The organism is Acinetobacter sp. YH12039, from assembly GCF_013420015.1.
Taxonomy (GTDB): domain Bacteria; phylum Pseudomonadota; class Gammaproteobacteria; order Pseudomonadales; family Moraxellaceae; genus Acinetobacter; species Acinetobacter amyesii.
Window position 1 is genome coordinate 1 of sequence record NZ_VOZA01000042.1, and the last position, 25404, is coordinate 25404.

At 40.2% G+C, this 25404-nt stretch carries 27 protein-coding genes; 12 read left to right on the top strand and 15 right to left on the bottom strand.

What is annotated here, in order from left to right:
* Positions 1-146 precede the first annotated feature (146 nt).
* From FTT98_RS14000 to FTT98_RS14020, 5 genes are all read right to left on the bottom strand, one after another.
* Complete coding sequence (locus tag FTT98_RS14000; RefSeq protein ID WP_180041581.1) at positions 147-1313, bottom strand: cupin domain-containing protein; 1167 nt, start codon at positions 1311-1313, stop codon at positions 147-149.
* A gap of 96 nt (positions 1314-1409) precedes the next feature.
* Positions 1410-1634 (bottom strand): hypothetical protein, encoded by a 225-nt coding sequence (locus FTT98_RS14005; RefSeq protein WP_180041582.1) that lies wholly within the window; start codon positions 1632-1634, stop codon positions 1410-1412.
* 129 nt (positions 1635-1763) lie between these two features.
* Positions 1764-1955: a hypothetical protein gene (locus FTT98_RS14010; RefSeq protein WP_180041583.1), complete on the bottom strand. Its 192-nt coding sequence runs from the start codon at positions 1953-1955 to the stop codon at positions 1764-1766.
* Positions 1956-2062: 107 nt separating this feature from the next.
* Positions 2063-2656 (bottom strand): nucleoside triphosphate pyrophosphatase, encoded by a 594-nt coding sequence (locus tag FTT98_RS14015; RefSeq protein WP_168379679.1) that lies wholly within the window; start codon positions 2654-2656, stop codon positions 2063-2065.
* The gene (locus FTT98_RS14020) at positions 2656-3039 is read right to left on the bottom strand and encodes a DUF2237 family protein (protein ID WP_078188698.1); all 384 of its coding nucleotides are present in this window, start codon (positions 3037-3039) and stop codon (positions 2656-2658) included. Before FTT98_RS14020 ends, FTT98_RS14015 begins: the two co-directional genes overlap by 1 nt.
* Positions 3040-3179: 140 nt before the next feature.
* Between FTT98_RS14020 and FTT98_RS14025 the strand changes: the two genes are divergently transcribed.
* From FTT98_RS14025 to FTT98_RS14040, 4 genes are all read left to right on the top strand, one after another.
* Positions 3180-4367 carry a phosphoglycerate kinase gene (locus tag FTT98_RS14025; RefSeq protein WP_078193511.1) on the top strand — a complete coding sequence of 396 codons (1188 nt, stop codon included), beginning with the start codon at positions 3180-3182 and terminating at the stop codon, positions 4365-4367.
* 150 nt (positions 4368-4517) lie between these two features.
* A complete protein-coding gene (locus FTT98_RS14030) occupies positions 4518-4793 on the top strand; it encodes a hypothetical protein (protein WP_180034801.1) in 276 nt (91 codons plus the stop codon).
* Positions 4794-4915: 122 nt separating this feature from the next.
* The gene (fba, locus tag FTT98_RS14035; protein ID WP_078193509.1) at positions 4916-5953 is read left to right on the top strand and encodes a class II fructose-bisphosphate aldolase; all 1038 of its coding nucleotides are present in this window, start codon (positions 4916-4918) and stop codon (positions 5951-5953) included.
* Positions 5954-6064: 111 nt separating this feature from the next.
* On the top strand, positions 6065-6919 hold the full coding sequence (locus FTT98_RS14040; protein WP_180041584.1) for an EamA family transporter: 855 nt from the start codon (positions 6065-6067) through the stop codon (positions 6917-6919).
* A 340-nt stretch (positions 6920-7259) separates the two neighbouring features.
* On the opposite strand, the gene FTT98_RS14045 is transcribed toward FTT98_RS14040, so the two are convergent.
* Positions 7260-7493, bottom strand: a complete 234-nt coding sequence (locus FTT98_RS14045; RefSeq protein WP_078188692.1) for a hypothetical protein — start codon at positions 7491-7493, stop codon at positions 7260-7262.
* Between the two features lie 115 nt (positions 7494-7608).
* Complete coding sequence (gene nfsB / locus FTT98_RS14050; RefSeq protein WP_111883737.1) at positions 7609-8262, bottom strand: oxygen-insensitive NAD(P)H nitroreductase; 654 nt, start codon at positions 8260-8262, stop codon at positions 7609-7611.
* A 252-nt stretch (positions 8263-8514) separates the two neighbouring features.
* Between nfsB and hpaI the strand changes: the two genes are divergently transcribed.
* Entirely contained in the window at positions 8515-9309 is a 795-nt protein-coding gene (gene hpaI, locus FTT98_RS14055; RefSeq protein ID WP_180041585.1) for a 4-hydroxy-2-oxoheptanedioate aldolase, read from the top strand.
* A gap of 327 nt (positions 9310-9636) precedes the next feature.
* Positions 9637-9855, top strand: a complete 219-nt coding sequence (locus FTT98_RS14060; RefSeq protein ID WP_111883736.1) for a transposase — start codon at positions 9637-9639, stop codon at positions 9853-9855.
* Positions 9856-9989: 134 nt separating this feature from the next.
* Here the strand turns inward: FTT98_RS14060 and FTT98_RS14065 are convergent, their stop codons facing one another.
* Both FTT98_RS14065 and FTT98_RS14070 read right to left on the bottom strand, forming a co-directional pair.
* A complete protein-coding gene (locus FTT98_RS14065) occupies positions 9990-10709 on the bottom strand; it encodes a UDP-2,3-diacylglucosamine diphosphatase (protein WP_180041586.1) in 720 nt (239 codons plus the stop codon).
* A gap of 138 nt (positions 10710-10847) precedes the next feature.
* Entirely contained in the window at positions 10848-11357 is a 510-nt protein-coding gene (locus FTT98_RS14070) for a peptidylprolyl isomerase (RefSeq protein WP_078193500.1), read from the bottom strand.
* Positions 11358-11525: 168 nt separating this feature from the next.
* Between FTT98_RS14070 and FTT98_RS14075 the strand changes: the two genes are divergently transcribed.
* Positions 11526-13253 carry a glutamine--tRNA ligase/YqeY domain fusion protein gene (locus tag FTT98_RS14075; protein WP_180004641.1) on the top strand — a complete coding sequence of 576 codons (1728 nt, stop codon included), beginning with the start codon at positions 11526-11528 and terminating at the stop codon, positions 13251-13253.
* A 135-nt stretch (positions 13254-13388) separates the two neighbouring features.
* Positions 13389-14300, top strand: a complete 912-nt coding sequence (locus FTT98_RS14080; RefSeq protein ID WP_180041587.1) for a bestrophin family protein — start codon at positions 13389-13391, stop codon at positions 14298-14300.
* A 9-nt stretch (positions 14301-14309) separates the two neighbouring features.
* Here the strand turns inward: FTT98_RS14080 and FTT98_RS14085 are convergent, their stop codons facing one another.
* Positions 14310-15233, bottom strand: coding sequence for a LysR family transcriptional regulator (locus tag FTT98_RS14085; RefSeq protein ID WP_180041588.1), 924 nt, complete (start codon positions 15231-15233; stop codon positions 14310-14312).
* Positions 15234-15329: 96 nt separating this feature from the next.
* Here FTT98_RS14085 and FTT98_RS14090 point away from each other — a divergent pair, with 96 nt between their 5' ends.
* Positions 15330-16391 carry an aldo/keto reductase gene (locus tag FTT98_RS14090; protein WP_180041589.1) on the top strand — a complete coding sequence of 354 codons (1062 nt, stop codon included), beginning with the start codon at positions 15330-15332 and terminating at the stop codon, positions 16389-16391.
* Between the two features lie 83 nt (positions 16392-16474).
* Positions 16475-16933, top strand: a complete 459-nt coding sequence (locus tag FTT98_RS14095; RefSeq protein WP_372491103.1) for an SRPBCC domain-containing protein — start codon at positions 16475-16477, stop codon at positions 16931-16933.
* Positions 16934-17072: 139 nt separating this feature from the next.
* Here the strand turns inward: FTT98_RS14095 and FTT98_RS14100 are convergent, their stop codons facing one another.
* Positions 17073-17609, bottom strand: coding sequence for a lecithin retinol acyltransferase family protein (locus FTT98_RS14100; RefSeq protein WP_078193494.1), 537 nt, complete (start codon positions 17607-17609; stop codon positions 17073-17075).
* Between the two features lie 135 nt (positions 17610-17744).
* Between FTT98_RS14100 and FTT98_RS14105 the strand changes: the two genes are divergently transcribed.
* Entirely contained in the window at positions 17745-18521 is a 777-nt protein-coding gene (locus tag FTT98_RS14105; protein ID WP_257220784.1) for a phosphodiester glycosidase family protein, read from the top strand.
* Positions 18522-18577: 56 nt separating this feature from the next.
* Here FTT98_RS14105 and FTT98_RS14110 read toward each other — a convergent pair whose 3' ends face one another.
* The 4 genes from FTT98_RS14110 to putA all read right to left on the bottom strand — a co-directional run bounded on the left by FTT98_RS14110 (position 18578) and on the right by putA (position 24611).
* On the bottom strand, positions 18578-18826 hold the full coding sequence (locus tag FTT98_RS14110; RefSeq protein WP_180041590.1) for a hypothetical protein: 249 nt from the start codon (positions 18824-18826) through the stop codon (positions 18578-18580).
* A 263-nt stretch (positions 18827-19089) separates the two neighbouring features.
* A complete protein-coding gene (locus FTT98_RS14115) occupies positions 19090-19314 on the bottom strand; it encodes a hypothetical protein (protein WP_168378613.1) in 225 nt (74 codons plus the stop codon).
* 252 nt (positions 19315-19566) lie between these two features.
* Positions 19567-20649 carry a tRNA (uridine(54)-C5)-methyltransferase TrmA gene (trmA, locus tag FTT98_RS14120; RefSeq protein WP_078193491.1) on the bottom strand — a complete coding sequence of 361 codons (1083 nt, stop codon included), beginning with the start codon at positions 20647-20649 and terminating at the stop codon, positions 19567-19569.
* A gap of 230 nt (positions 20650-20879) precedes the next feature.
* Entirely contained in the window at positions 20880-24611 is a 3732-nt protein-coding gene (gene putA, locus FTT98_RS14125; RefSeq protein ID WP_180041591.1) for a trifunctional transcriptional regulator/proline dehydrogenase/L-glutamate gamma-semialdehyde dehydrogenase, read from the bottom strand.
* A gap of 133 nt (positions 24612-24744) precedes the next feature.
* On the opposite strand from putA, the gene FTT98_RS14130 reads away from it, so the two are divergent.
* Complete coding sequence (locus FTT98_RS14130) at positions 24745-25239, top strand: Lrp/AsnC ligand binding domain-containing protein (RefSeq protein ID WP_180041592.1); 495 nt, start codon at positions 24745-24747, stop codon at positions 25237-25239.
* Positions 25240-25404 lie beyond the last annotated feature (165 nt).

Here is a 25404-nt window from a genome sequence, read left to right on the forward strand (position 1 = left end):
TCAAGTGAATTTGTTTGAAAGAAGAACTTTAAAAGCTTTATTTTCACCCGATAAAATACCCATAAAACAAGAGGAAGCTCAAATGAGCTTCCTCTTGTGAAAAATTGTGGGACAGCAGTGAGCATGACGCTCCCTTTTTATTGAGTTTATTCAGCTTCTGTTGGGACGAGCATCAGCACAGATTCATTTAATAACATGGCAATATCTTCTAAGATATCAGCATCATATAAAGATTCGTCTAGCGCTAGACTTTGGCCATCGGCAATGGTTTTTAAATGCACTGCAAATTCGTCTGAGATACAGATTCCTTCGCCATTTGCCCAAAACAAAATATCACCGTCTTGCTCTGTATATAGTAAGCGTGAAGCCGGTTCTAACATGAGTTGATAGCCTTGATCTAAGGCCTCTTCAAGATCACCAGTGCCGATTTCTTCGGCTTCAGGAATATTGTCAGGATATTTAGGTTCTGACATTAAGCTCATGATTGCATCTTCAAGTACGGTTGAATTTTGCAATTGTTCAAATAACTTTTCTTTTAAATACTCAAGTTCATTTTCAGTCACTTGGCCGATCGCACTGATTTGGTCACGTAAAATGTCAGTTAATGGATTTTTAAGTAGGGGATTGTCTGTGAATTTGTCTGTCACTCGATCCATCATTTCAGTGACATTTGGCATGCGGAAGCCAAATGAATACGTCAGACATTCATCTTCAGCTACGCCATAGTGTGATAGGCCTGGTGGCACATAAAGTAAGTCGCCGGGAGCAAGTACTTCATCAAAATGAACGTCCATTTCTGGCAGTAAGCGAAGCGGTTGACCTTCGACAAATGAAGTATCTGCATCACACATCTGACCCAATTGCCAACGGCGGTGACCATAGCCTTGTACGAGGAATACATCGTAAAAATCAAAATGTTGCCCGACAGAGCCACCTTTTTGTGCATACGACACCATGATGTCATCACGACGCCATTGCGGAATAAATGAAAACTGCTTCCATAGCTCGGCTAGGTCAAAAGAATAATGATCGACAGCTTGAACCAATAAAGTCCACAGTTTCGGCATTTTTTGAAAATCGGCTTTAAGTAGTGGAGAAGATTTTACTGTCCATTGGTTAGGATCACGATCTTTTTGTTTGATGAGACGTGCAGTGACGTTATCTTCTAAAGCCAATTCAAGAACATCTTTCGGTTCAAGTATTTGGGTAATTTCAGGGAGTGCATTACGAACCAATAATGGTTTTTTTTGCCAATATTCGGCAAGGAATTGTTCAGCGCTGATGCCGCCGAGGATGTCAAGAGAATGAGCCATAGCTAAATACATACAATTTCAATGGATATATTGTCCCTTGAGATTCCTGTTTTTAGCAAGGCTCTATTTCATTAAATTATTGCGATTAGCTTGAGACTATTTTAAAGGATTGTCTTTGAGATATTGCATGACTAATTTTTCAACTTCCAAATCATAGCTATTGGCAGCAGCCGTAGTCGCTGAAAATTTCATGAATTGCTCAAAATGTGCATTGGTGTCAATTTTAGTATTTTCTTTATCAGACATTAATTTGAAATGATTCGGCATGACTTTTGCCATCATTTCAACGTTTTCGGTTTGTAGTTTTAGAAGTTTTTTCACTTCAACTGTTTGTGGTTGAATGCTTTCAAATTTTTGTTTGCCTAGAGCAACCAGTTTATTGATTTGTTGTTCTGGTGAGTTACTCCCACCGGTTTTGGTTTTAGTGCCTAGTTGTTGAATGATTTGCTCCTACATTGCAGCGCCTTGTTGTTCTAATTCAGCATAGATAAATTTATATTGAACCCATTCATTGACTAAGTTTTTATTGTATTGCTGAGAGTTGGTCATAGTTTGATTCACTGTATTGGTATGACCGTTTGTCGAACAAAATAGAAGGCTAATGCTAATGAGGCTAGATGAAAGTAAATTAAACTTTTTCATGTTTTCAGTTCTTGGTTGTAATAAATAAGTAAGTGACTTTTTAATCATTAGCCCATAAAGAGCTAATGATGTGGTTTATTATGCTGTAACAGATAAAGATTTTAAAATTATGGGACTAAGATCTTAAGCTCACGCAAAATATTGCAGAGTTTAATCATCGGCATACCCATGAGTGTAGTTTGGTCTTGCCCGATCATTTCTTCAAATAAGCTAATCCCTAAACTTTCACATTTAAAACTGCCAGCGCAGTGTAACGGTTGTTCAACCTGAACATAACGTTCAATTTCAGGCAAGCTTAGTTTGCGAAATTTCACTTTATAGTGCTCGACAAGGGTTTGTTCAAAACCTATCGATTTTTGTTGGACACTGAGTGCAGTACTGAAATAAACGATTTTGTCAGAGTTGGCTTGAAGCTGCTTAACGGCTTTTTCATCGCAAAGCGGTTTACCAATAAAAATATCTGGTGCGCCTTCGCGCCATGCGACTTGGTCAGAACCAATCACAATTGCGTCTGGGTGTTGGTTTGCAATCGCAGAAGCTTTTTCAAATGCCAGTCGCTTTGCTAACTCATCGGCGTGGTTTTCACCGCGAGGTGTTTCGTCTATATCTGGTACGATTGAGTGGTAATCAATCCGTAAACGGTCCATCAGGTCTTTACGGGTTTGGCTGCTAGAAGCCAAAATGATTTTGGGAGTACTCATTACACTGCATATTCCATAAGTACATCAAGCGGCACATAAGACAGCGCCGCTTGGTGACACGCTTGTATTTTAATAGGTGGGGCAAATCCTTCTTGATACGCTTCCACCCAGCGAGTCACACAGATACACCAGAAGTCTCCAGGTTGTAGTCCTGGAAAACCAACTTCGGGTAAGGGTGTGATTAGGTCATTGCCAACTTTTTGGGAAAAGTTTAAAAATTCAGATGTCATTTGTGCACACATCGTATGCTGACCAAGGTCTGTTGTTGCTGTATGGCAAAAGCCATTTCTAAAATATCCGGTAATCGGATCAAAACAACAGCTTGCCAAGGGTTCGCCTAAAACATTTAAACGATTAATATTTGGGTCTGGATGAATCGACATAAGCGCTGAATCTTTATAAGGCTTTTCGCTATCATAACAAAACTTTGGCTCTACATAGCTTTTCTGCAAAAGAAGCTAACGTTTTTCTGCATAATCATTTAAAATCGTCGCGTTTTGATATCAATAAAAGAGAGTAATGCATGAACTTTCAGCGTATGACTGACCTAGATTTGGCGGGTAAACGTGTTCTGATCCGTGAAGATCTTAACGTACCAGTTAAAAATGGCGTGATTACAAGCGATGCGCGTTTACGTGCGGCGTTGCCAACAATTAAAGCAGCTTTAGAAAAAGGTGCTGCTGTAATGGTGTATTCACACTTAGGTCGTCCTGTTGAAGGTGAGCCTAAAGCAGAACAGTCTCTAGCACCTGTAGCCGCTTATTTAACAGAAGCTTTGGGTCAAGATGTTCAATTGATCACTGACTATTTGGATGGTGTTGACGTTGTGCCAGGTCAAGTGGTTTTACTTGAAAACTGCCGTTTCAATGTAGGTGAAAAGAAAAACAATCCTGAATTATCTGCTAAATACGCAGCACTTTGTGATGTTTACGTAATGGATGCATTTGGTACGGCTCACCGTGCAGAAGCATCGACTGAAGGTGTAGCACGTTGTGCAAAAGTGGCTGCTGCAGGTCCTTTACTTGCTGCTGAGCTTGATGCACTAGGCCGTGCACTTAAAACTCCTGCAAAACCAATGGTTGCGATTGTTGCAGGCTCAAAAGTTTCTACTAAATTAGATGTATTAACTTCACTATCTGACATCTGTGATCAATTGATCGTGGGTGGTGGTATTGCTAATACATTCTTAGCTGCTGCAGGCTTCAATGTTGGTAAATCACTTTGTGAAAATGACTTGATCGACACAGCAAAAGCCATTGCAGCAAAAGTATCTGTACCACTTCCAACAGATGTGGTTGTTGCTGATGCTGCTGAAATTGATTTTGCAGACTTCCTCGGTTCATTAGCTGCTGCAAAAGCTGTTGTGAAAAAAGTTGAAGATGTAACAGACAACGATATGATTTTGGATGTAGGTCCTGAAACTGCAAAAGCATTTGCTGAGATTTTGAAAACTTCAAAAACTATTCTATGGAATGGTCCAGTAGGTGTGTTTGAAGTTGATCAATTCGGCGAAGGCACTAAAGCATTGTCTTTAGCGATTGCTGAATCTGAAGGCTTCTCGATCGCGGGTGGTGGTGACACGCTTGCTGCAATTGATAAATATGAAGTTGCAGACAATATTGGTTACATCTCGACTGGTGGTGGTGCTTTCCTTGAATTCGTTGAAGGTAAAACTCTTCCTGCTGTAGCAGCGCTTCTTGACCGTGCTTAATTTAGTATTATTAATAAGATAGTACAGTATTAAAAAAGGTTGGCTTCGGTCAGCCTTTTTTATCGCCCATTCATTTTGCCGTCATCAAAGTGCAATATTTCTGCAATAAAATTCATCGCAACACCTAATTTGCAGTAGTAGGAAACAACGATGAACTTAAAACTTGCACTTGCTGTACTTTTAATCGCACCATTAACTTTGACAGCTTGTGCTAAAAAAGAGTCTGCACCAACGGAATCAGAAGCATCTGCTGTTGCCGTAGACAATGCTCAAACAACGCCAGAACAACAAAAAGCCATTGATGAACTTGATAAGCCAGTATTGGATGAAAAGAACCAAGATGTTCCTGCTGAAATTGCAAATGCACCTGCAGACGAAGCAACAGCTGACGCTGAAACAGCCGCTTCAGCAACAGCAGCTCACTAAGATTGTTGTCTTTATTTAAAAAGTCCCTGCAAATGCAGGGATTTTTTTTTAAATAGTGTTATTTGTTGCTGAATTGAAATGATTGAGCATGTAGAATATGCGGCATTACCTGGGAGGATATTATGGCTCTTATTTCATTGCGCCAGCTCTTGGATCACGCCGGCGAACATGCTTACGGCGTACCAGCATTCAACGTAAACAACTTAGAACAAATGCGTGCAATTATGCTTGCAGCAGATGCAACAAATTCACCTGTAATTGTACAAGCATCTGCGGGTGCACGTAAGTATGCAGGCGCTCCGTTCTTGCGTCATTTGATTTTGGCAGCAATCGAAGAATGGCCACATATTCCTGTGGTTATGCACCAAGACCATGGTACTAGCCCTGATGTATGTCAACGTTCTATTCAACTTGGCTTCTCATCAGTGATGATGGACGGTTCTTTAGGTGAAGACGGTAAAACGCCAACTTCATACGAATACAACGTAGACGTGACTCGTCGTACTGTTCAAATGGCACATGCGTGTGGCGTTTCAGTAGAAGGCGAAATCGGTTGTTTAGGTAGCCTTGAAACTGGTATGGCTGGTGAAGAAGATGGTGTAGGCGCTGAAGGCGTACTTGATCATTCTCAGCTTTTAACTTCAGTTGAAGAAGCGCGTTCATTTGTAGCTGATACCAATGTTGACGCACTTGCAATTGCAGTGGGTACTTCACACGGTGCGTACAAATTTACTCGCCCACCTACAGGTGACATCTTAGCGATTGACCGTATTAAAGAAATTCACGCTGCGTTACCAAATACGCATCTTGTAATGCACGGTTCAAGCTCTGTGCCACAAGAATGGTTAGCTGTAATTAATGAATTCGGTGGTAACATCGGCGAAACTTATGGTGTTCCAGTAGACCAACTTGTAGACGCAATCAAACACGGTGTTCGTAAAATTAACATCGATACTGACTTACGTCTTGCATCTACAGGTGCTATGCGCCGTATGATGGCTGAAAAACCAGCTGAATTTGACCCACGTAAATTCTTCTCTGCAACTGTTGATGCGATGAAACAAATATGTATCGATCGTTATGAAGCATTTGGTACAGCGGGTAATGCTGACAAGATTCGTCCAATTTCTTTAGAGAAAATGGTGAGTCACTATAAATAATTTGTCTTGAGATAGATTATTTTTGAAGAAAAGCCCACAATTAAGTGGGCTTTTCTTTGATTTGAACTTAGAAAAATTGCTTTAAATACAACTCAAGAATAAGAGCGTGTCATGGAATTGATCTTTGCTGCCGCGATTTGCAGTGTTCTCGTTTCAGTAATTCTAAAACTATGTCGTGATCGGGGTTTTAACCCTGCACAAATGATCACATGGAATTATGCATCTGCGAGTATTTTATGTTTTCTATGGTTTCAGCCGGATCTAGCTCATATTTCGATTAATAAAACACCATGGGTTTTAATTGCGGCTTTGGGTGTATTACTGCCGACGATTTTTTATTGTTTAGCACGTTCACTGCAAACAGCAGGTATTTTAAAAACCGAATTGGCTCAGCGCTTATCTGTTGTACTTTCTCTTAGCGCAGCCTATTTTATTTTCAGTGAATATTTTAATGCCATTAAGCTCATTGGTATTGCACTTGGTGTACTTGCGGTATTACTGATTTTATTTTCACAGCGCAAGGGAAGCATTGATGGAAAGCAGGGGATTTTATTTTTATTAAGCGTTTGGGCAGGCTATGCACTGATTGATGTGCTATTAAAATTTGCCTCAGGTTTGGGCATGCAGTTTGCGGTGACTTTAAATTTGGTGTTTATTTGTGCATTTTTACTTTCGAGCATTTATAACATCGTACAGCACGGCAGTTTGGGGCAGACCAAAAATATCCTCGCTGGATTGGGCTTAGGTCTCTTAAACTTTGCCAATATCGCACTGTATGTGAAAGCCCACATGTTGCTTAAAGACACACCTGCAATCGTGTTTGCTGGAATGAATATTTTGGTCGTGGTTTTAGGTGTGGTTGCGGGCCTCATCATCTTTAAAGAAAAATTGAGAGTCGCAACCGTCTTTGGTTTGATTGCAGGGATCATGAGTGTGGTTTGCTTAGCATATGCCATGTATGTCTAAGATAATTTTTAGCAAAAACGATCGGGTGTTGTAGCAAATCATCCCATTCAGCCACGCCCATGAGCAGTCCTTGATCTCGACAGGTTGGACACTCAGGGCAGTGATGATCAGTATATTGATAAGTATGTAGATACATTTGATGGCAATGACTGCATTCAAACTTCATCGGCATTTGTAGTAAATATGACATGTCCCACCTCTGCTTGATTTGTTGTTCTGATTCAAATTATTCAGCAAAGTTCAGACCAATTTATAAATATTATATTTTCTCACATTGTTACTAAATATGTCGTTATTAAAAAAGCCCTCGTATTGAGGGCTTTTAGTTTTAGATGTTTACTTAACGTGTGAGTTGTTGAAAACGTTGTAAGGTATTTTCAAAATAACATTTACCCACAGCAACAGGGTGCTTCAGAAAATCTTGAGTTTCAATGGTGCCTTGTAACTGACCCGGTTGTTTACAGTTTGGGCAGTTTGGATAGCTATGGAGCATATCGCCCGCATATTTTTGTAAATAAACCGTATTGCACGCTTCGCAATGAAATTTCATAGGTAATTTTATAGCTGTAGGCATAGGGAGAAACCTGAGTATATTTTGAGCAGAATATACTCGATAATTGTTTAAATAATAAGTCCCGAAATGACAAAAAAGAGGCAAAATTGCCCCTTACGTCGGTTTTATGGAAAGCTTAGAGGTGTGTAAAAATTTCTTCAGCATTCAGACGTGATTTAGGTAATTTCGCATTGAAATCATTTTCGCTACGATAGCCTAAAGTCATCAGTACAGAAGGAATCAAGTTTTGTTCAACTAAGCCCAATTCTTCAGTGATGATCGCTTCGTCAAATCCACCAATCGGTGTTGCATCCACACCTTCAATGCCTGCTGCCAAAAGCATTTGACCTAAAGCAATAAATGTTTGGTTTTCAGCCCAACGTTGAATATCACCTTTTTCATTACGATAATAATCGACATAACCTGTACGGCTGTCTTTTTGACCTTGTTTGGCTTTGTCATCTTTAAAGCGACCACTACGATCATCCTGATTTAAAAGATTATCTAAATGCTCTGCAGTGATGTCTGCTTTAGTACAGAATAAAATCGTATGTGATGAATCTAAAACTTTTGGGGCATTGTAGGCATATTTTCCTACTAAGGCTTTGGCAATGCGTTGTTTGGCTGCATCATGATCTGCAATAAAAAAATGCCAAGGCTGAATATTAATGGAAGATGGTGTTAAACGGAGTATTTGTAATAAACGCTCAAATTGTTCCTGTGGAATTTTTTTAGCAGGATTATATGCTTTCGTGGTATAGCGTTGTTTTGATACGTTTAACAGATCCATCGAATATCTCCAGATATAGTTTGCTGTAGTTTAGCGGATAAATGGCCAAATGGTCTAAGGAGAAAATTTTCCAAAGATAGATCTTAGTCGTATATGCTGTACTCATTGGCTAAAAATTAACAGATTTAAGCTGTATGAAGTGCGAATTAGAGTTATATAAAATCATAAGATAGATAAATGCTATTGGTAGTTTTTGCCAAAAGGCGTTTAATCAATTGTAGTTAATCATAGTTTAAGCATGAGACAGCAGCGATGGATTACACCAATCATTTCAAGAAAAAATTAAAAACCGAACAGCAGATTGGTTTGTGGGTCGGTTTAGCCGATGCTTATGGGACTGAAATAGCTGCAAATGCAGGTTATGACTGGTTGCTGATTGATGGCGAGCATGCCCCAAGTGACTTGCGGACGACATTATCGCAATTGCAAAGTATTGCTGCATATCCTTCGCAAGCCGTAGTTCGACCTCCAATTGGTAGTGTGCAACTGATTAAACAACTGTTGGATATTGGTGCGCAAACCTTGCTGATACCTATGGTTGAAACTGTTGAACAAGCTCAACTTATGGTTAAGGCAGTACGTTATCCACCCGAGGGTATTCGAGGCGTTGGTGCAGCATTAGCACGTGCAACACGTTGGAACAGTATCCCTGACTACTATGCAACGGCACATGAAAATATCTGTTTACTGATTCAGATTGAGTCGGTAGAGGGGATTAAAAACTTAGATGAAATACTGAAAATTGAAGGCATCGATGGGGTATTTATTGGTGCGGTGGATTTGTCAGCGACGATGGGTTATCAGGGGAATCCGAACCATCCTGAAGTACAAAAAACCGTGATTGATGCGATTCAGCGTATACGTAAGGCTGGAAAAGCAGCAGGTATTTTGTCGACACAACATGATGCGACTCAGAAGTATATCGAGTTAGGCACAGAATTTGTTGCTGTGGGTGTCGATACCAGTGTGCTCATGAATTCGTTACGAGAGCTTTTATCGAAGTATAAAACCGATACTCAAGTGACGATAACAGAAGGTGGTTACTAAGTGGTAAAGCCTTGGTTATATTATTCACTGTGTAGGTAATTAATTTACTTGATGGTTAAAAAATTAATTCAATAATTTAAGCAAAAGTAGCCACTTAGAATATATGTCAGTCCTACTTTTGCTAATCAAAGCGCAATATTGTATACTTCTGCTTAACTCGAAGCGGGTAATGTTCCTGCTTATCTTTTTTATTTAGCTGATTGTGATTTATCTGTATTCAAGCTTCTGACTTGAATCATATCTTTGTAACTACAGAATTATTATTCCAAACCCGATTGATTAATCTCTTTGTTCTGTCACAAAAAGCTCACATGTTGAGTAAATCTTTTGAATATTTTAAATACTTGGCAAACTGCCAAAGCCGTAAATGGCGATGAAATTAATGTGAAATTGGTGCCTTTAAAACGTCAACAAAATACCAATGCTGGTTTAATTTGGGTTGATGTTGGGCAAATGATTGAATTAGAAACAGGCGAGACCTTTAACCTGAATCTAGATGGCAAAAGCTTCTATACTGGCCCAAACCAGCTATATCGCTTAGCCTAAAAGCAAAAAACAGCAGATCATCTGCTGTTTTTTTTTGCTTAATTAAAAGTCTACGTTGGCATGGTCTGGATACGTACATTAAATCAGATATGATGGTAAATTTTTCTATAGGCTAACGATTAGAAAGCTATAGACTAGTAAGACCAGATTTTTAATTTTAAATCACTTACAGATGGGTTTTCATTAAACTCTAATATTTGAGCTTGTTCTGCACGCCAGTCCCCTAAAACGATACGTGATTTGCCGTGCACATCATGTATTTGGGGGCGGTGGGTATGTCCATGAATCAGTAGATCGGCTTGCTCTAAAGCCTTTTCTACAGCTTCGGCATTTACATCCATAATGTCATAGGATTTAACTTGCTTGGTTTCAGTACTTTTTTTGCGGAAACCATTGGCGATTTTTTGTCGAATGCTAAGCGGTAAGCTTTTTAAGAAACCTAAAAGGAACGGATTACGAATCACTTTACGAAACTTTTGGTAAGACACATCATCGGTGCAAAGTAAATCGCCATGTTCGAGGCGAATTTTATAGTTGCTAATGTGGAGATAATCAACGTCTTGTAATAATTGACCGTGAAATTTATCTAAAAACTTTTGACCCAATGCAAAGTCACGATTACCTACTTGGAAATAAATTTGATTTCCCAAAGCAGTAAAATCTTTAAGCGCTGCAATGATTTCGTCTAACCATGGGGCAGTAAAGTCATCACCAATCCAAGCATTAAACCAATCACCTAAAATATACAGCTGGGTATTTTGAGTTTTGTATTGTTCTAACAAAGCTAAAAACCCCCGAACGAGTCGAGGGTGTTCAGGTGACAAATGTAAATCAGCGATAAACAGATAGGTCACGAATCTTTTCCTTATTCTAAAAATCCCTCCCAGCCTCCCTTTGGAAAAGGGAGGAGTTCCGACATTTATTTCATATTGAAACTCCCTCCTTTATTAAAGGGACTTGCGCAGCAATGCTACTCAGGGAGAATTTAAAAATTATTCAGAAATGATTTTAGCTGATTCGATTACAACGTTCTCTAGAGGAACGTCTGCGTGGTAGCCACGGTTACCAGTACGAACGCTTTTGATTGCGTCAACAACGTCAAGACCTTCAACTACTTTACCAAATACTGCATAGCCCCAACCTTGCGCTGTTTTACCAGTGTGATTAAGGAAAGAGTTGTTTTTCACGTTAATGAAGAATTGAGCTGAAGCAGAGTGAGGTGCTTGAGTACGTGCCATAGCGATCGTACCAACATCATTGCTTAAACCGTTGTCAGCTTCGTTTTCAATAGAATCACGAGTTGTTTTTTCTTTGAAGTTTTCATCCATGCCGCCGCCTTGGATCATGAAACCATCAATAACACGGTGGAAAATCACGCCGTCATAGAAACCATCGCGAACATACTGTAAGAAGTTTTCAGCAGTTTTAGGTGCTTTTTCAGTGTTAAGCTCAAGAACAATACGACCTTTATTGGTGTTTAATTCGACTTGAGGAAAACTCATTGTGTAATCTCCTGTACATGGACATGAAAGCCATGGGTTTTTTGGTTGTGAGAAGCATAAGCAAACTGTAAACTACAAGGCAAGTAAAAACGTTACTTTCTTTGTTAAAAATAAAGAAAAGCGTTTTAATTATCCTAATTTTATCTTTATAGAAGTGATTTTATTACCATGAAGCCAAACGATGTTGTTTCATCCCTGCCTAACAATCCGACAACCAAGAACAATGCCCCTGTCGAAGCTGCGCAGCAGGAACAACAGCCAGGCTTAGATTTTGTACGTCAAGTTATTACAGATGATTTATCTGCAGGTCGTACAGAACAAGTTGTAACACGTTTTCCACCAGAGCCAAACGGCTACCTACATATTGGTCATGTAAAAGCCATTTGTTTGAACTTTGGTATTGCTCAAGAATTCGCAGGTCTATGTAACCTCCGTTTCGACGATACAAACCCTGATGCCGAAGAACAAGAGTATGTAGACGGTATTGCCAATGACGTGAAATGGCTAGGTTTTGAATGGAACGGCGAGCCACGTTATGCATCGAGCTATTTTGATCAGCTTTACACTTGGGCAGTTCAATTGATTGAACAAGGTGATGCCTATGTGGATTTGCAAAGCCCTGAAGAAATCAAACTAAACCGTGGTAATTTTGTTGAGCCGGGTAAAAACTCACCGCAACGTGATGCTAGCGTAGAAGAAAACTTAGCGCGTTTTGAACAAATGCGTAATGGTGAGTTGGGAGAAGGTCAGGCAGTACTACGTGCCAAAATTGACATGACTTCACCTAACATTCATATGCGTGATCCTATTTTGTATCGTATTTTGCATTCTGAACATCACCAAACTGGTGATAAATGGAAAATGTACCCAATGTACGATTATGCGCATCCATTATCAGATGCCATTGAAGGAGTTACGCATTCACTGTGTACACTTGAGTTTGTTGATCACCGTCCATTCTATGACTGGGTTGTAGAAAAAGTTAAATCACCATCTGTACCACGTCAGTACGAATCAAGCCGCTTAAATGTGGATTACACCATTACCTCTAAGCGTAAATTACGTAAATTGGTTGAAGGTGGTTTTGTGAATGGTTGGGATGACCCGCGTATGCCGACCGTTGTAGGTATGCGCCGTCGCGGCTTTACTCCAGAAGGTCTGCGTGACTTCTGTAAACGTGTCGGTGTAACAAAAGTCGATGGCAGTATCGTGGATGTTGCAATGCTTGAATACTGCATCCGTCAGTCTTTAGAAAATACTGCTTCGCGTGGTATGGCAGTGTTGAATCCACTCAAAGTGACTTTAACTAACTTGCCTGAAGCAATGGATTTGGTACATGCACGTCATCCAAACGTTGACATGGGTGACCGTATCATTCCGTTGACTCAAGACATTTACATTGATCGTAAAGACTTTGAAGAAGTTGCACCTAAAGGCTTTAAACGTCTGATTCCGGGCGGTGAAGTGCGTTTACGTCATGCGTATGTGATTAAGTGCGATGAAGTGATTAAAGACGAGAACGGTGAAGTGGTTGAATTGAAATGTTCAATTGACCCTGAAACTTTAGGTAAAAACCCCGAAGGCCGTAAGGTGAAGGGCGTTGTACATTGGGTTTCTGCAAGCAAGGGTATTGCTGCGGAAGTTCGTATCTACGACCGTTTATTCACTGAATCAGACCCTGAAGTGGGTGATGACTTCCTTGCAAACTTAAATCCAGAATCACTTAAAGTGGTTCAAGCGGTCATTGAGCCTGCATTGGCAGAAGCAAAACCTGAAGATCGTTTCCAATTTGAACGTGAAGGTTACTTTGTTGCAGATCAGTTTGATCATACAGCTGAAAAACCAGTGTTTAACCGCATCTTAGATTTGAAAGACAGTTTTAAACCGGGTAAATAAAATCTTAGTTTTTAAAGGGATTCATCTTTGAATCCTCAATAGGTTAAGATCAAGTAGGTTAAGATTAAGCTCAACTTCGGTTGGGCTTTTTTCATTGTTGAGATGGTTCATTAAGGCAGTACAGAGGGGAAATAAGTGATCATTCGAAATAAAAATAATAGCTTTAAACTTTTATTTGCATGGCATGGCACGATACTCCCAAAAGTCATGCCTGCGTTGGCTGTCGTCGTGAGTTTGTCGGCGATTTTGGTGTATCTTAGCGCTGCACACTACCTGAATACGCCCGAAGTTCCAGCCATCGGGTTTACTATCTTTGGGGTAATTCTGTCGATTTTTTTGAGCTTTCGAAATACTGCCTGTTATGACCGCTGGTGGGAAGGTCGCAAGCTTTGGGGCTCATTGATTGCCAATACACGCCACATGATTCGTGATAGCCATGTCCTTGAAGATGAGCAAAGAACCGTGTTGATGTACCGTATCATGCTGTTTTGCAACTTATTACGTGATCGTTTACGCCATGAATCACAAGATATTGTACATTTTAAAGATGGTGTAGATTTAACGGAGCAGCAATGGCAGCAATGCCGAGACAATATCAACGCACCACAGTATTTACTTGAAATTATTCAAAAAGATTTAGTCAAAACCTATAAACAAGGTCAGATTACAGATATTATTTACAGCACGCTTACACGTCATACTGTAGCAATGGGTGATATCCATGCAGGCTGTGACCGTATTATGACCACGCCACTACCATTTTCCTATTCGGTGCTTTTACATCGCGCGGTGTATTCATTTTGTCTGATTTTGCCGTTTAGCCTAGAGGCCAGTTTAGGGATTTGGACACCTGTTATTGTGGCTTTGATTGCATATTTATTTTTAGGTTTGGATGCGTTAAGTGCAGAGCTAGAAGAGCCTTTTGGCTTGCAGGAAAATGATTTACCGCTGGACTCGATTGTACGAAACATTGAGCGTGAAATGTATAGCAGCTTAGAAGTTGAACTTCCGCCGCTGATTAAGACTTTTAACAGTAATTTAAGATAAATTCTTGGCCTAATTTTCAGATAAATTCGGCGATACGTACCAAGCATATTGATGCTGAAAATAATCGTCCAAGTGTCGCATAAAAGCCTGTACTTTAGGCGGAACAAAATGTCGATGCGGAATTACCACATAGATTGCAGTACTTTGAACAGGGATCTTGGGTAGAACTTGGATGAGCTGGCCAGATTGTAAATCTTCATCCACATGCCAGATGGAGTGGTTCGAAATGCCTAAACCTGCAAGTGCTGCTTGGCGTACGCCTTCACCTGAGTTGATATGAACTTGTCCTGAAACAGGTATATTTATGTTGTGTTGATCTTGGACGAATGTCCAAAGCTGCGAAACACCCTTAGGGTATTTCTGTAAAATGCATTGGTGTATAGAGAGCTCTTCTAGGGAGTGAGGTTCGCCATGTTGTTCGATATAGCTAGGCGAGGCACACAAAATACGACGGTTTAAGCTGAGCGGTTTAGCAATCAGTGATGAGTCTTCTAACTGTCCAATACGTATCGCAACGTCGATACCTGCGGAGACCAAATCTAAATTTTGATCGGTCTGTTCAATATCCAAAGTCAATGTTGGATGCAACTTGGCAAAGGCTGCAAATACTGGCCCTAAGATACGATTTCCAAAAACTTCTGAACAGGTGATTTTTAATACCCCACTAAGTTGTTGTGGTTCAGGCTGAAATTGGCCTAGCAGAGAATTAAATTGTTCGAGTAAGGGAAAACCTTGCTGCAATAAAACAGCACCCTCCTGTGTTAAATGTAGTTGCCGTGTAGTGCGATGAAATAAGCGCAGCCCTAAACTTTGTTCAAGTCTGTGTAGACGGCTACTAGCGACAGAAACAGAGAGATTGGCTTCTTTGGCAGCTTGACTGATTGAACCCAGTGCCGCCATTCGTGTGAATAAGTCGAAATCTTCAGTTAGCATTATCAATATAATCAAGAAAGTCTTTCTCGATATTCAGGGTTTTTCTGATAAATATCTGTGCCTATTCTGTGTATAAATTAAACACAGGAAATCACCATGAACTATCACAATCTAGGGCAATCTGGCTTACAAGTTTCAGAGTTCGGCTTTGGTGCAGGTACATTTGGCGGGCAAGGCCCTATTTTCTCTGCATGGGGGCAATCGAGTTTAAATGATGCCCAACGTATGATTGATCTGTGTATTGATCAAGGCGTGAATTATTTCGATACCGCAGATGCTTACTCAAATGGTGCCTCAGAGCAGATGCTCGGTGCATTACTTCAATCAAAACGCCAAGAGGTGATTATTTCCAGCAAAGTGGGTATCCGATTGAACGATGGAATCAATCAAGGTGGATATTCTAGAAGCTATTTAATACAAGCTGTGGAGGCGAGTTTAAAGCGTTTAGGCACAGATTATATTGATGTGCTGCAACTACATCAGTTTGATAGCACGACGCCACTTGAGCAGCTGATGCGCAGTTTGGATGACTTGGTACGTAGTGGAAAAGTTCGCTATATCGGTGCGTCGAATTTTTCAGGCTGGCAGCTCATGAAAGCTCAGTCGATTGCCCAACAGCAGGGCTATGAAAAGCTAAGTGTGCATCAAGTCTATTATTCTTTGATTGGACGTGACTATGAATGGGAGTTGATGCCTGCGCAGCATGATCAACAGATTGGTGCAGTGGTATGGAGTCCGCTAGGCTGGGGGAGATTAACAGGAAAATTTGATCGTGAGCATGCGATTCCAAAGCAAAGTCGACTACATGAGACAGCACAATTCGCACCACAAGTTCAACACGAAAAGTTATTTGCAGTGTTAGATGTAATGCAAGAAATCGCCATGGAAACAGGGCACTCTATCCCGCAGATTGCATTGAATTGGCTGAAAACCAGACCGACAGTTTCTAGCATTTTGATAGGCGCACGTAATGAACAGCAACTGTTGGATAACCTTGCGGCGAAAGATTGGTCGTTAAGCGTAGAGCAGTTAGCCCGATTAGACGCAGTCAGTGCAGTGTATCCACCTTATCCATACTATCCCTATTGGAATGGGCAATTTACAGAGAAGAATCCCACGCTAGTGACATCAGCATTTATTACAGAACATACAGCATAATAGGGCAATAACAATTCAGTGGTAGGCAATGATCAGTTCTCTGTGCTATCACTGAATAAAATTAAAATACTGTAGGAATGCTGATGAGTGTCGTGATTGAAACCCAGATGTTAATTCGTAAGTCCATCAATATCGTATTTAATGCTTTTGTTGATCCTTTAATAACACAGCATTTTTGGTTTAGTGCATCGAGTGGCTATCTAGAAGAAGGTAAAACCGTGCAATGGACTTGGCAGAAATATAATGCAGTCGCCGATGTAGACGTGCTGAGTATTAAGGAAAACAAATTAATTCAAATACAGTGGGGAGAACCAAAAACTCAAGTCGATTTTATTTTTGAGCAGATTAGCCCGATGGAAACCTACGTTCGTATCAAAAATTCAAAGATTCCTCTGCAAGGTCAGGCATTAATTGATTTTATTATCGATAGTACAGGTGGTTTTACAACGGTTTTGGATGCAGCCAAAATTTATTTAGAACATGGCCTGCAAAGCAATTTGGTTGAAGATAAATTTCCACCTTTTAGCAATGCGAACTTTTAGCAATGTGAAGAGTGACCAAAATTAAGCATGACATCTGATACGCCGTAAGGAAAAGCTTGTGTATTAGCGCAGTATTTCTAAGCAATGTGCTGATGTATTGAAATTTGATAAAGCCACGGTTCAATGCTGCTGCAGTGAATTAACGATTTTTATGTTCTTCACGCTTTAAATAGGTATAAACCGGCATCTGCATTTTGGCTTTTTCGCGCAGTTTCTTTTTGATATAGAACACCAGTGCAAAGCAAGTAGTGGTCACGGTCAGCATCATACTGCTCATAAAACTCATCAGAGAACTGACATAGCCAATCGTGGTGAGTCGGTTCATCATACGGAACACTTGAGGACTACTTTCAACGCCGGTAATAGCCCATGTGCATAAGTGTTCACAGTTATTAATAATCAGATGATAGTTGTTTTCATGCATGCGAGAGCGCATACGACGCACCACTTTACGACCTTTAAATTTTGGATTGCTATATGACTGAACGATAATTTTTTTGCCGTGGCTGAATTTTTCGATCGAAGTCATTTCAATTGGATGTTTTTTGAAAAGGTGTGCAAAACCAGAGTAGTGAATGACTCTACCGCGGCCGGCATATATGCCATGATGGCTATAACCGAAGTGTTTAACAATAAGATGTGTTCCAAGAGGAAAACCATCTTTCTGCACGTGCATGAATTTACCAGTCCTACTTTAAATCCGAATTATTTTTAAAGATTAGTCTACTTTTAATCTGTGAATTAATCGACTATTTTAGCGATGATTTAGCTAAAATTTGTTCGATTTTTAACGCACGCTATGGATAGGGTCATGCTTGGTGTTCAATCAACCTCAATGTTTAAAAAAATGCGCTTTATGATGCTGCTCGGTCTGATTTTCTCACCGACTATTTCCTATGCCAATATTCAAGCGAAACGTGTCAGTCAGCCCATTGCCGTGGATGTGGTTGAAATTTCGGATCTGAGTCAACTGAAGCTCTATTTATATAATGCAGAGCAGCAGCCATATCGAGACTTACAGCGTTTAAAGCAGGCATTAGCGCGTAAATGTAATACGATGAACTTCGCAATGAATGCAGGGATGTATCATGCAGATTTAGCGCCTGTTGGTCTTTACGTTGAAAATGGGCTGCAGAAAAAAGCCTTGAATCGTGCAACACGAGGCTTTGGCAATTTCTTAATTCAGCCGAATGGTGTTCTAGCATGGAATGACAAGCAAGCGGTGATATTAACTACACAAAAATATGCTTCCACAAATTTTAATGCACGTTATGCGACGCAGTCAGGCCCGATGCTAGTGGTAGATGGAAAAATCAATTCAAACTTTATCCCACAGTCAGATTCATTGAAAATCCGCAATGGTGTGGGGATCAAAAACGGCAAGTTGTATTTTGTGATCAGTCGTGAAGGCGTGTCGTTTTATGCATTTGCACAATATTTTAAGCAGCAATTATCGATTAACAATGCCTTGTATTTAGATGGATCTGTGTCTAGTGCAGATATTCAAGCATTGAATAGACATGATTCAAGTTTGAAAGCTTTAGGGCCAATTGTAGCGTATACAACAGCATTTCAATGCAAACAATAAAAGCCCGAATGGTCGGGCTTCATGTATACAGTCTTTAGATTGATAGCAACTACTGTTTATTTGCCGACTAAACCTAAAAAGGTACTTTGGGTTTGGCACATTTGAATGGCTTGTTCTTTAGATTGTTGCTTGATACTTTCTTCAAACTGTTTTTTCTGTTCTTTGATTTGCTCTTCGTTTAAGCCCATTTGTTTCGATAAGGCTTCGAGTTTATCCCAAGATTCTTCGCATTCTTTGGGAATTTGGCTACAAGCACTTAGACTAAGTATGCAGCAGGCGATTAGGCAAATTGTTAATTTATTCATGTTCATTCCTTTAGTTTTTATATCAATGCTGTTTAGAGGTCTTCGGCATCATATTTGATGCAATATTAGGTTTTATTGTCGTGTGTTTAAAAATTAGACATCACTGAGTTGCCTTGGAGCATAGCATAAAAGCTGTAAATAGCGATGTGGCCAATCCACAAAACCTAATCTGTAAATAAGCGGCATACTTTTGATTAGACTAAAAAATGAAAAAGGCACTCTGTAAAACAGAATGCCTTGTTTGAACATTGAATGTTCAGACTCTACTGTAGAGGTAGATGCTGGATTTCATTTAATTCCTTACGGCTATAACCGCGCGAAGCGAGCACTTTTTTAATACCGAGGATAACATCTTCATCTGTTGCCTTTGTAAGAGCAGCAATAAGCTGTTCATTGGTTTTACAAGAGCAATCATTTTCAACACAGGCAATTTGATTCTTATGCCCGTTTTGCTGTTCATTAGCGAACAACTTATGCCAAAAACTCATAGAGCCTTCATTTGCGACCTAACATAGGACGAAATATAACCAATCCAATAAATAAAGCAAGACTACTAAAGTGAAATTTTAGCCACTTGAATCATCATTTTTTCGATTGGACTTTTAGAATCTTTGCCTAATTGATATAAAAAGGCATCCATTACACCGCATGTGGCGAGAAAATAAAGCTTTTTTAGTATATAAAAAAGGAGCTTTTAGAAAGCTCCTTTTATGACAACAACATGACTTGAAATAATTTGTTTAAATCTTCTCAAGAAACACACCAGACTCTACATGGTGTGTATAAGGGAATTGATCAAACAAGGCAAATTTACTGATTTTATGCGTTTGTGAAAGCAGTTTAAGATTGTCATGTAAAGTATCTGGGTTGCATGAAATATAGATAATGCGTTCAAAACGTTGCAACAGTTTTAGTGTTTCATCATCGATACCTGCACGCGGTGGATCGACAAATACCGTATCGAAGTTATAGCTTGAAATTTCAATCTCAGCTTCTTCAAGGCGGCGGAATGTACGTTCAGCATTGTAGGCTTGGGTAAACTCTTCAGCTGATAGACGAGCCACTTGGATATTATCAATGCCATTTTGCTCAATATTCCACTGTGCTGCATAAACTGAAGACTTGGCTAATTCTGTTGCCAAAACGCGATTAAAGCGTGTAGAAAGTGGCAGCGTGAAATTACCATTACCACAGTAGAGCTCAAGTAAGTCTTTGTCTGAGTGATCCGCAACCTGACACGCCCATTCCAGCATTTTTTGACATACGCCGGCATTTGGCTGTGTGAAGCTACTTTCAATTTGTTTATACTGATATTTACGGTCAAATACTTGGAGTTCTTCAACCACATAGTCATCAGTTAAAATCACGCGCTGACCACGACTACGACCATAAATCTTGATATTGAGCTTTTCAGACAGCGCTTTGGCAGCAACTTCCCATTCAGCATTGAGTGGGCAACGGTAAACCAATGAAACCAGCATTTCACCTTTCAGCGTTGCTAAGAAATGAACCTCAAATAATCGGCTAGATAAGATCTCTTGTGCCTTGAGTTCATTTAATAATACGGGCATTAAATCATTAATGCTTTTATCTGCAATCGGGAAATCTTTAATTTCTACAACTTGTTTTTCATTGTCTGCATTGCGTTCAAACATTGCATAGAACATATCATTTTCAGTATGCCAAATTCGGAATTCCGCTCGCATACGAAAGTTTTGTTCAGCAGAAGGAAAAACTTCTAAAGAGGGAGGGTTGTATTCTGAAAATTGAGCCGTAATGCGGGCAACTTTGGCATCAAGTTGTTGCTGATAAGTTGAAGTCATATGCAGTAAAAAATCGCAAACATATTAAAAAAAGTCATGTTAGCAAAATTCACCTTATAAGACTAAATTAATTCCACTTTTGGCTGTATTTATCTGTCGAGAAAATGAGTCTGAATCTTTAAATTAGTTCATTCATCTAGGGGAAAGTTAAAAAAATGCTCAATCTTTATGGAACATTCATAAAGATTGAGCTAAGTGAGGAACTGATTAGTTGGAGTTCATTTGAATGTTTAATTCATCGTCATTAAGCTGGCATTACCACCAGCCGCTGCAGTATTGACACTAATTGCACGCTCAATCACGAAACGTTCTACAGGGATGTCATATTGGCCTGAAGCTAAATGCGTAATGCCAATAATTGCACCTTTACGAGACGCGATGACTTGTTGAATTTTTAATAACTCAGCTTTTTCACCATGATGTAAAACCGCATCAAAATTACCATGATAAAGATCAGTGATCACTTTAAATTGGTCCACGAGGATTTTTGGCATGCTATTTAAGTGTTTCAACACAAAAGTATTGTCTGCAAGTACGACGGGCTGACTACCTACCGATAAAATCGCAGCAATTTGATTCAGTTGATCTGCATCATTATTAGCCAATGAAAGCACACCTTTACGTGCCAAAATGGCATATTGGTTGTTTTCACCAGTTGGGCCTTGTAGCTCAAAACTTTGTCCAGCGGCTATGGCCTGCGGTGCTTGAATAGCAATGCCTGAAAAATGCTGCTTCGCCCAAGTGTTAAAAGCCTCATATGCAGGGAAATGTGCAGCTTGCGTTTCTGCCTGAGCCGCATAAGGTGTAGCCAGTTTTTTCTCAGAAACTTGATGCATTAAACGGTAAAGATATAAAGGACCGCCCGCTTTTGGACCAGTACCTGATAAGCCCTCGCCGCCAAAAGGTTGTACACCAACCACAGCGCCTACAATATTACGGTTAATGTATAGGTTGCCAACTTCTGCATGACCGATAACTTTTTGAATCGTGTCATCAATACGTGTATGCAAGCCCATGGTTAAACCATAACCTTTGGCATTGATTTGCGTTAATAGGTTTTCAATCTCACCATATTTGTAGGTGATTAAATGCAATACTGGCCCAAAAACTTCGCGTTCTAAATCATTTAAATTTGGCAGTTCAATCAAAGTTGGTGCAACGAAAGTACCCGTACTTAAGGCATTGCTATCAGCATTAAACATGATTTGATGTACTGGATAGCCTTTGCTACGCATCTTCTCAATATGTTTTTCAATATTTTGCTGTGCTTCAAGGTCGATCACTGGGCCAATGTCAGTTGCTAAAAGTGCAGGATTTCCGACACGAAGTTGCTTCATCGCACCTTGCAACATGGTACGGACACCGTCCACATTATCTTCTTGCACACAGAGAATACGCAGGGCAGAACAGCGTTGACCAGCACTGTCATAAGCAGAGTTAACGACATCCAATACCACTTGTTCTGTCAATGCAGATGAGTCAACAATCATGGCATTCTGACCGCCAGTTTCAGCAATCAAAACCACGCTTTCGCCAAATTGGTTTAAGCGCTGTGCCACGGTTTTTTGCAAGATACGTGCGACTTCTGTTGAGCCAGTAAACATGATGCCTTGGATACGTGAGTCAGCACTGAGTTTGGCACCAATGGTTTCGCCACGCCCAGGAAGGAGTTGCAATACATCAAACGGAACACCTGCTTCCCATAAAATATGTACAGCTTGAGCAGCAATCAGCGGTGTTTGTTCAGCAGGCTTGGCAATCACGGTATTACCTGCAACCAAGGCCGCCGCAATTTGACCTGTGAAAATAGCAAGCGGGAAGTTCCATGGGCTAATGCACAGCACAGTGCCAAGAGGTTCAATATGCGTATTTTCTGCTAGATCAATCATTTGAGCTGCATAATAACGTAGAAAATCTACAGCTTCACGGACTTCAGCAATAGCATTGGCGTAGGTTTTACCGCTTTCGCGTGACAATAACACCATCAGAGATTGCAATTGTGCTTCCATCAAATCCGCTGCACGGTTTAAGCATGCTGCACGCTGATCTTTGTCTAAAGTTTTCCATGAAGCTTGGGCATTTACCGCATTATTGAGAGCGATTTCCGCTTGTTCTAGGCTGGCTTCGCTGACACTGCCGACCACATCACTATGGTTTGCAGGGTTTGTAATGTTGATACTTGCAGTATGAATTTCTTCTAAATTAGCGCCCATTGCACTAGCATGCCACTGGGTATGTGCATGCTGTACTGCCGTGGTATTGAGCTGAGATAAGTCGCGATCATTGGCTAAATCGAGTCCTTTTGAGTTGCGACGTTCTGTGCCATACAAATCTTGCGGAAATGGGATAGAAGGATGCTTAGCGCCAGTGATACCTTCTTTTTCAGCCGTCGCTAATATCGTCTGTCTTGGATTTTCAATTAAATCTTCAATTTTTAAGTTTTTATCTGCAATACGGTTGACGAAAGAGGTATTCGCACCATTTTCCAGTAAACGTCGAACCAAATAGGCCAATAAGGTTTCATGGTTACCCACTGGTGCATAAATACGACATGGCACACCCAGTTTGTTGTCAGACTTTGAACCCACCACTTGTTCATAGAGGGGTTCACCCATGCCGTGAAGGCACTGGAATTCATACTGGCCTGGATAGTAAATCTCTGGCTGTGCTAATTGGTAGATCGTAGCAACAGTTTGCGCATTGTGTGTTGCAAACTGAGGATAAATTTGCTCAGGCGCTGCCAAGAGCTTTTTAGCACATGCAATATAAGACAGGTCGGTATGAACTTTGCGCGTAAATACAGGATAGTCACTCATACCTTCAATTTGCGCTTTCTTAATTTCGCTGTCCCAGTATGCACCTTTCACTAAGCGGATCATTAAACGTTTTTGGCTACGCTTAGCGAGGTCAATAATATGGTCGACCACATAGAAACAGCGTTTTTGGTAGGCTTGAATCACAAATCCAATGCCTTTCCAATCCGCTAATTTAGGCTCAAAACATAGGCGCTCAAGTAGTTCCAAAGAAATTTCAAGGCGGTCAGTTTCTTCAGCATCAATGTTTAGACCAATATTGTAATGCTTGGCTAATACTGCAAGTTCAAGCACTTTGCCATAAAGTTCGTTATGCACACGGTCGATCTGTGAACGTTGATAGCGCGGGTGTAGGGCAGACAATTTGATCGAAATACCTGCGCCGTTATAAACATCCTTACCTTCAGAGGCTTGACCAATCGCGTGGATCGCATCGGTATAGTCTTGATAATAACGTTCTGCATCAGGTTCAGTTAATGCTGCTTCACCCAACATGTCATATGAATAGCGGAAGCCTTTGTCTTCTAAAACTTCTGCATGTTTAAGCGCTTCATTGATGGTTTCACCTGTAACAAACTGTTCACCCATCATACGCATAGCCACGTCTACAGCTTTACGGATAATGCCACGACCACTGCGTGCTAAAATACCCGTCAATAGACTAGAAAGACTTTTTTGTTGAGGGGTTTCCATTAATTTACCCGTCAGCATTAAGCCCCAAGCAGCAGCATTTACGAACATGAGGCTACTTTGGCCAACATGATCTTTCCAGTTACCTTGGTTGATTTTATCTTTGATTAGTAAATCACGTGTTGCTTTGTCTGGAATACGGAGTAGCGCTTCAGCTAAACACATTAGAGCGATGCCTTCCTGAGAAGACAATGAAAACTCTTGTAGCAAGCCTTGTACAATGCCTGCTTTACCTGTACCGCTTTTACGTTCACGTAATGAATGGGCTAAGTCAAAAGCCAATTGTTGAATTTGATCGCTGATCGGGGAAGGGATTTCACTGTGTGCTAATAAGTTTTCAATGCACTCAGTTTCAGCACGACGCCATGCTGTATTAATCGATTGTTCAAAGCTATTCTTGTCTTTAAATTCAGTGATGTAGTCATCGCTTCCCGTGACTTCAAATACTTTTCCATTCATGTTTCAATTTTCCGTGTCAAAGTTCTATGACGAGCAAATAAATCTTGAGCTTGATCCTTTATTTAATTTATCATTACAGAATATTTAGCGAATAACTCACTATAGTTTTAATAATATTTAGAGAAAAATTCAGATGACTGGCCCATATTTGAGCTTAGACCGTATAGATATTCGAATTTTAGAGCTGCTGCAAGACGACGGAAAATTGTCCAATATTAAGCTTGCGGAAATGGTGAATTTATCACCCACTGCGGCGTTGGCACGTGTGCAAAAATTATCGAAAGAGGGCTTTATTTTAGGCTATGAAGCACGTTTAAATCCGGTCTTACTCAACAATGGATTTGTGGTTTTTGTGGAGATTTTACTAGATAAAACCACGCCCAATGTATTGGAAGATTTTTCGGATGCAGTGCGTCAAATTCCAGAAATCGTAGAATGTCACATGATCAGCGGTGGTTTTGATTTTGTGGTGAAAATACGCTGCGCAAATATGGAAGAATTTAGAAAAATTTCAGGGCAGGTGCTTTGGCAATTACCTGGTATCAAGGAAACGCGTAGTTATCCTGTGATGGAAGTGATCAAAGAAAGTATGCAAATTAAGCTGAAACCTGCGGCTCGGCCGAAGTAGCTAATCATCAATAATCGAGTATAAAAAAGGGGCATTTAGCCACTGCTGTCCCATAGTTTGCTTTAAATAAAAAAACCTGAGTCCTAACAGTTAAAATATGAGTGCAAACAAACACTTTAACGACCAGGATTCAGGTTTTGTCACATCAGAATACCGTATTTCATG